Origin of the sequence: Longimonas sp. (assembly GCF_040409695.1) — a bacterium.
Classification (GTDB): Bacteria; Bacteroidota; Rhodothermia; order Rhodothermales; family Salinibacteraceae; genus Longimonas.
Map to the genome: position 1 here is coordinate 1 of NZ_JARWGJ010000144.1, position 6,448 is coordinate 6,448.

Genomic DNA, 6,448 nt, shown 5'->3' on the forward strand with positions numbered 1-6,448 from the left:
GCGCGCCTCTGTCGTCGCTACGGGGCTGCAGTTATTGTGATGGCCTTCGATGAAGACGGTCAGGCCGACACGTACGAACGCAAAATCGAGATCTGCGAGCGGGCTTACAACCTGCTCGTCGACGAAGTCGGCTTTCCGCCACAGGACATCATCTTCGACCCCAACATTTTCGCAATCGCCACCGGCATCGAAGAGCACGCCACCTACGGCATCGACTTTCTTGAAGCCACCGAGTGGATCAAGGAGAATCTGCCGCATGCTAAAGTGTCGGGCGGACTCTCGAACATCAGCTTCTCCTTCCGCGGCAACAACCGCGTGCGCGAGGCCATGCACACCATCTTCCTCTACCACGCCATCAAGCGCGGCATGGACATGGCGATCGTCAACGCCGGGCAGATCGAGGTCTACGACGAGATCGATGATACCCTGCGCGAGCACATCGAAGACGTGCTCTTCAACCGCCGCGACGATGCCACCGAGCGGCTGGTCGACCTGGCCGAGGAAATCGCCGCGCAGGAAGACGACAGCGAACAAGAAGAGCAGACTGCCGAGTGGCGCGAGGAGCCGGTCGAGCAGCGCATCGAGCACGCGCTTGTGAAGGGCATCCTCGATCATATCGTAGAGGATGCGGAAGAGGCGCGCCAGAAGTACGACGAGTCGCTCGACGTGATCGAAGGTCCGCTCATGGATGGCATGGACGTGGTCGGCGATCTGTTTGGCGATGGCAAGATGTTCTTGCCTCAGGTCGTAAAGAGCGCACGCGTCATGAAAAAAGCCGTAGCGCACCTGCGTCCTTATATCGAGGAAGAACAGGCCGCTGAAGACGCGCGCCGCGAGGCTGCCGGCGAAGCCCCCCGTGAAGACACCGACAACCCGAAGGTGCTCCTGGCTACCGTGAAGGGCGATGTGCACGACATCGGCAAGAACATTGTCGGGGTGGTGCTACAGTGCAACGGCTACGACGTAGTCGACCTGGGCGTAATGGTGCCGGCCCAGGAGATCCTGGCGAAGGCGCGCGAGCACGACGTCGACATCATTGGGCTGAGCGGACTCATCACGCCGTCACTCGATGAGATGGTGCATGTAGCCGAAGAGATGGAGCGAGAGGGATTCGACATTCCGCTCCTTATTGGCGGCGCCACCACCTCCGAAATCCACACCGCCGTAAAGATTGCCGAGCACTACAGCGGTCCGGTTGTGCACGTACTGGATGCCTCACGCAGCGTGAACGTAACGGGGAATCTGGTGGCCGAGGACCTGCGCGACACCTTTCTGCGCGAGGTGGAAGAGCGATACGAAACGCTTCGTGCCCGCCACAAGCGAGGTGGACGGCGCAAGACGTATCTGTCTATTGAGGAGGCTCGTGCCAACCGCTTCACCAGCAACTGGGACGAGGTGCCCATTACCACGCCGAACAAGCTGGGCACCACCGTCTTCCCGAAGGTGCCCATCGATACGCTCCGCAAATATATCGACTGGACGCCCTTCTTCATCGCGTGGGATGTCAGTGGGAAGTACCCTGCGGTCTTTGATGATGAAGAGAAGGGGGAGGAGGCCCGTCAGCTGTACGACGATGCCAATGCAATGCTCGACCGGCTTGCGCAGCGCCGTTCGCTCACCTGCAATGGGATCATCGGGCTGTATCCGGCCAACCGCATAGGCGACGACATTGAGGTGTACACCGATGACACCCGCACGCAGGTAGCTACCGTGCTGCACTCGCTGCGCCAACAGACCGAGAAGCGTGGCGATATGCCCAACCGCGCCCTCTCCGACTACGTAGCCCCTAAAGACAGTGGCGTCAACGACTATATCGGTGCCTTTGCTGTTACTGCAGGCATTGGACTGGAGCACATCATCGAGGACTTTAAGACTGCGCAGGACGATTACAACGTCATCATGGCGCAGGCGCTGGCCGATCGGCTGGCGGAGGCGTTTGCCGAGTACTTGCACCAGCAGGTACGCACCGACTACTGGGGGTATGCCCCCAACGAAGAGCTCTCTAACCAGGAGTTGATTCGCGAAAAATACCGCGGGATTCGTCCGGCACCGGGCTACCCGGCGTGTCCCGATCACACCGAGAAGCCGCTTATCTGGGACCTGATGGGTGTCGAGAAGCACACCGATATCTCACTCACCGAGAACCTTGCGATGTACCCCAGTGCGTCGGTATGCGGCGTTTACTTCGCGCATCCGGAAGCGAGTTACTACAACGTGGGCACGTTTCAGCGCGACCAGATCGAAGACTACGCATCCCGCAAGAACATGGAGGTCGCCGAAATTGAGCAGTGGCTCGCCGATCGGCTGGCGTACGACCCGGCGGAGTATCAGGACGAGCCAGAAGCGGTGGCGGTGTAAGTTCAGAGCGCGTGGACAGCAAGAAGCTGCGTAACGCTACCCCTGATTATGAGGAGTGGCCACCACTATGTCACCCCTGAATGACAGGGCTTCGATGGATGCTTTCCCTTCCATCCTACCCTTCCTCCCCGAGGAGGAAGGAACCGTAGGACGCTCTCATGCAGTCCCCCTCAGAGGAGGGCGGATTTGGGAGGAGGGATTCTGTGCTTTCAAACGACCTAAAGTTTGTCAAAGCAATACGTTATAACGACGCTACCATGATAAATCATACGGTAGTAGATAGACGTTAAGTGATCGCTCTCCTGATAAAAAACCGTTCCTCAGGCGAACGGGGGCGCTCCCCGTCTCCGGCTACAGGCTCATTCCTTCCATCACTTAGCATTGAACCGCCCCCCTCCATCTATTTGTGAGGCAGTATCCATTGATGCAATGAACGATGCGATTAAGGGGAATGATGCCCGGGCAACCACCAAAATGAGGGTTGACACAACACTACGGTTGTATGGATAGACAAATGATGCTGCCACCTGCTGCGTGCCTGAGGTTCAGCGGGGGGGTTGTTCTCCTTGCGCTGGTCATGGCCGGCCTCTACGGACGCATTGCCTCAGCCCAGCTTGCTAACGATACGGTGATGACTGCAGCGGGTGAACGTCAGGTTGAGCGCGGCACGGTCGTCACCCCCTGGTTTCACGAACGCCCCACCAGCAGCACCTTCGAGCTTCCGGTGCTGCGCCTGCGCACCTCGGCAGAAGAGCCCGCCCCACCCATTTTTTTGCTTGCGGGCGGTCCCGGCAACACCTACCTCGATGATCTGCAGGGAGATGCCGACTTCAATGGCTGGCTGCATGCGATGCGTGCGCAGAGCGATGTCGTACTCGTTGAGCAGCGCGGATCGGATACCTCGGGTCGCCCACTCGCGTGCACGGTTCAAGCTGACCTGGCACTCGATGAGCCACTCAATGCAGCGCGCTACACCGCACTGATTGCAGACTCAATGTCGGAGTGCCAGGAGCGTTTTGCCACCGAAGAGATTCCGCTTTCCGCCTTCGATATTTTGCAGATGGCCGCAGACATCGACCATGTGGCCGAGGCCCTCGGCTACGAAACCATCAACCTGATGGGCGGAAGCTTTGGCTCGCAGTTGGGCCTCACCATCATGCGCGAACATCCTGAACGGATCCACCGGGCCGTTTTTTATGGCGTAGAAGGCCCCAACCACACGCTCGACAATCCCGCTCTGGTTGTAGACCACCTGAAGCGGGGGCCAATGCCGTGGAGCCGTCCTGGCAGATGCACCTGGTGCTCGGCAACTTCAACCAGGCACTCGAAAGACAGCTCAATCGGCTCGAACAGGAACCGGTTGTTTCGGATGTGAACGGCTTCGGACCTGTGGCCTTTGGCGCGTATGATCTCAAAGTTATGCTGTGGTCAGCCGACGGACTCAAGGGCTACCGCGACGGCATCCGTACCGCCGCCCGGCTGCTGGCCGCACTCGAAATCGGCCGCCACTCCGAAATCTTGGAGGCACGGGCTGAGCTGATCGACCGAGTGCGAACAGAAGGGCGTTCCTTGAACCTCATGTCCTTCCTGGTCGACTGTAGATCTGCCGACACGGATGCACCAACCCGCAATAGCGAATTCATTTTCGGGCCCGACATCGTCGATGCAGACCTCCGAGCGACGTGTTCGGCACTCGACATACCCGCACTGCCGCCTCGTGAGCGCGCAATACCGCAAACCGAGCATCCCGTGGTGCTGCTTGCAGGAACGCTGGACGGATTCACCCCACCAGCGTATGCCCGCGAGGTGGCTGCCAAACTGCCCCAATCGCATCTTGTCGAAGTCGTCCGGGGCGATCACGATGGCTGGCGGGCGCTGGAGGCACGTGCTTTTGGGCGGGAGCGAACAATCGACTTTCTTGCTGGGGAGATCGATGCACACGCTTTCCCTGAGCGCATCGTACGGGCAGAACTCGATATCGAACTTGTGCCCTCTGCATGGATCATCGGCGGTAGTGTAGTTGCTGTAGCAGGCCTCATGACCATCCTTCTATATCGGCGACAAAAGCGCTCGGGGCGTTCATAGACGAATATCGCTTGCATCTCCGGCGGGATTTGAACCGCCTCGTGCAAGCGCCTCCCGCACCGTCTACTCGGCACCGTCGCCTTCATCAAAGTGGTCGAAGCCGCCGGGCTGCATTGGGACGGCGGACCGAAGTCTTGCGTGTTCTCCACAGACATTCGCACCTTCCGTGCTCCCAAACCGACAGGTTCATACCTCCCGGCTACATCTGGGAGAGCTACAGCCCTCTCGCACTCTCCGAGTACTATGAGATAATGCCCTGCCTGGAAAGCATACGACCTGAACTCTCTCAAGGTTACCGCTGGTGCGTTAGGATGGGGCTATTAGCGATGGCTATTGCCTGCGTGCCTGTCACCTTTCGCGAAGGCCTTTCTTGAGGATAGAGGTAGTAGATAGACGCTAAGTGATCGCTTTCCCAATGATAATTTTTCCTGGGTAGCGGTTCATGGTTAAACGATGAGGACTTGGCGATTCGACACGTTCTTACCCCTATGAACATTTTCTATCAGATGCCGGGGGGTGCATCGCCCACTGATGACGTTTCGTTGTACGCCTTTCTCTTACCTGAGTACGAACACGGGCCAGCCCCTTAAGCGACTTCCTCAGTTGCGGAGATGTCGTCTTCACAAAGGCGACGCAATGTATAATACCATATCCCAGATTTCTCATGCAAGTAAATGAAAAAGCGGGTATCTTCAAGGGTCAGTTCCAGGTTGACCGGCAATAGCCTCCTGCTTGATTTTCTACTCACACCTGCCCACCAACGGATTTGAGTGACTTCATGCAGAGGGATACGACGCGAGATACGTCCTGACTAGGTCCATCCTTTAATTTCGATATGGGTAGGATAAAGATAAGCATTCGTCAGAAGTGACGATCCCTCTGCGATTAAGCATCTGCTATGAAGTAAATGGTCGCTCGATTTTGTCATTCTTCTAAAATCAACCTAAACAAAATTGAGGGCGTCATCTCAAGTATTAGTTAACGCGTTGTGCAAGTATTTTCAGTCGGTAATCAGTTTGGCAAACCGCAACGGCGGCAGTCCTTGTTGTCGGCACAGCAGAAGAGCCATGGTATGACTGGTGATTTTGCGAATCCAGCGGGAGTACACGTGCCACCGGTCGCGGGCCCAGACTTTCTTGGCATGAAACCGCTCGGTCAGTTGCCCAATGACGGTCTCGATTCGGCGCCGCTTCTGCGTAAGCGTGATTGGCCAGGGGGACGTCTCATGCGTCTTCGTCTTGAACGGAGCTAATAACTCCATCCCTTTTTTGCGCAGACGCTCAGAAAGCCGGGGGCTCCAGTAGTTCCGATCGGCGAGGCTCACGCCCGTTGCGCTGCCGAGCACATGCGGGGCCATGTGAACGTCACTCGTGTTTGCGGGGGCGAGCTCCGCCCGCATGATCACCCCCGGCCAGGCGATGCGTACATGACCGCGCAAACCGTAAAACGTCTGACGGGCCAGTTCGTCATACCCAAACGCGGCGATTCCAGCCAGTCGTTTGCACCGCTTAGCTCGTGCAAACCGGCAGACCGGGACGGGAAAGCTATCAATAATCGAAACCTGTCGGTCGCAACAGATCAGACGTTGAAGCAGCGCTTGAAGCCGTTCTTTGACCGTCCAGAGGTTCGCCGCTTGCCGGGCAAAGGTCGTCCGGTGGATCTGGCCCATCGCCGGAAACAAGTCCAGTAAAGAACCCACTCAGGTGATGGCGCCGGATGTAGCGATAGATGCCACTATCGGTGTCATAGCCCAAAAACTCGCCCACGAGTTCGCAGGTCACGACGACACTGTCCGGAACAGTTGGGCGAGGGCCGCGCTTGCGGAGACGCCCTCCCCCGAGAGCAGCCTGCATAAAATCATCGGTCACACAGAACACCGTAGTGATAAAGTCGTCCAGGGTCATAGGGCAGAGTATTGGGCAAGGCTCTTGTGGTGGCGGTCACTACCACAGAGGTGCTTGATGCTCTGCCTGTTCCTTGTCAAAAAAACCCGCACATGCCGTTA

Annotated in this window: 5 protein-coding genes; 3 read left to right on the plus strand and 2 right to left on the minus strand. The window is 57.7% G+C overall.

The features are described from left to right. The 3 genes from metH to PPP56_RS08905 form a co-directional block, all read left to right on the plus strand. Positions 1 to 2,358: methionine synthase (gene metH / locus PPP56_RS08895; RefSeq protein ID WP_353563690.1), on the plus strand; the 2,358-nt coding region annotated here is incomplete at its 5' end. 502 nt (positions 2,359 to 2,860) lie between these two features. Further along, a complete protein-coding gene (locus PPP56_RS08900; protein WP_353563691.1) occupies positions 2,861 to 3,733 on the plus strand; it encodes an alpha/beta fold hydrolase in 873 nt (290 codons plus the stop codon). A gap of 44 nt (positions 3,734 to 3,777) precedes the next feature. Next, positions 3,778 to 4,443 (plus strand): alpha/beta hydrolase, encoded by a 666-nt coding sequence (locus tag PPP56_RS08905; RefSeq protein WP_353563692.1) that lies wholly within the window; start codon positions 3,778 to 3,780, stop codon positions 4,441 to 4,443. A 1,000-nt stretch (positions 4,444 to 5,443) separates the two neighbouring features. Here the strand turns inward: PPP56_RS08905 and PPP56_RS08910 are convergent. Both PPP56_RS08910 and PPP56_RS08915 read right to left on the minus strand, forming a co-directional pair. Then, complete coding sequence (locus PPP56_RS08910; RefSeq protein ID WP_353563693.1) at positions 5,444 to 6,103, minus strand: IS982 family transposase; 660 nt, start codon at positions 6,101 to 6,103, stop codon at positions 5,444 to 5,446. Next, complete coding sequence (locus PPP56_RS08915; protein WP_353563694.1) at positions 5,991 to 6,347, minus strand: hypothetical protein; 357 nt, start codon at positions 6,345 to 6,347, stop codon at positions 5,991 to 5,993. The genes PPP56_RS08910 and PPP56_RS08915 overlap by 113 nt, the downstream gene beginning before the upstream one ends. Positions 6,348 to 6,448 lie beyond the last annotated feature (101 nt).

Bases quoted from the DNA above. Each gene is read 5' to 3' on its own strand.
- PPP56_RS08900 (WP_353563691.1), top strand. From the start codon at position 2,861: ATGGATAGACAAATGATGCTGCCACCTGCTGCGTGCCTGAGGTTCAGC.
- PPP56_RS08905 (WP_353563692.1), top strand. From the start codon at position 3,778: ATGCTGTGGTCAGCCGACGGACTCAAGGGCTACCGCGACGGCATCCGT.
- PPP56_RS08915 (WP_353563694.1), bottom strand. From the start codon at position 6,347: ATGACCCTGGACGACTTTATCACTACGGTGTTCTGTGTGACCGATGAT.